At 77.8% G+C, this 522-nt stretch carries 1 pseudogene; it reads left to right on the plus strand.

Annotated elements, in window-relative coordinates:
- Positions 1 to 78: 78 nt before the first annotated feature.
- A pseudogene (locus C5B96_RS17005) lies at positions 79 to 522 on the plus strand (hypothetical protein); the annotation flags it as partial.

Genomic DNA, 522 nt, shown 5'->3' on the forward strand with positions numbered 1-522 from the left:
GGCGATGTGCGGGGCGGGGGGCGGCGGCAACCTTGGTGCAGGGCCCGGCGCGGGCCCGTTCTCGAAAGGACATTCATCGTGCTCACCTTCACCACAGCGCTCGCCGCGGTCGCCATCGCGAGCTCCCTCCCGCCCGGCGGGCTGGCCAGCGAGCCCGCCGGCGGGCCGACCGCGGGGCCCTTCCCGCGCCCCTTCCCGATCGCGGGCCCGATCGCCGGCCCGATCGCTGGACCGGGATCGGGCGTGGGGTCGGGCGGCGGCCTCGCCGCACCGTTCCACGGCGCGCTCGCCCACTTCGGCCCGTGGGGGCCCGGCTACGGGGGCGGGTTCGGCTGGCTCTTCCTGCTGGTTCCGCTGTTCTGGATCGGGCTGATCGCCCTCATCGTCACGTTGGCCGCCCGTCGGCGGCGCCGGTTCTGGGCAGCGAACGGCGGGCAGCCGGGCGCCTACGGTGGCTCAGCGTGGGGCGGGCCCGGCTGCCCGCCGTTCGCTGCCCAGAACCGGCGCCGCCGACGGGCGGCC

Origin of the sequence: Subtercola sp. Z020, assembly GCF_002931235.1 — a bacterium.
In the GTDB taxonomy this organism is placed as follows: Bacteria; Actinomycetota; Actinomycetes; order Actinomycetales; family Microbacteriaceae; genus Subtercola.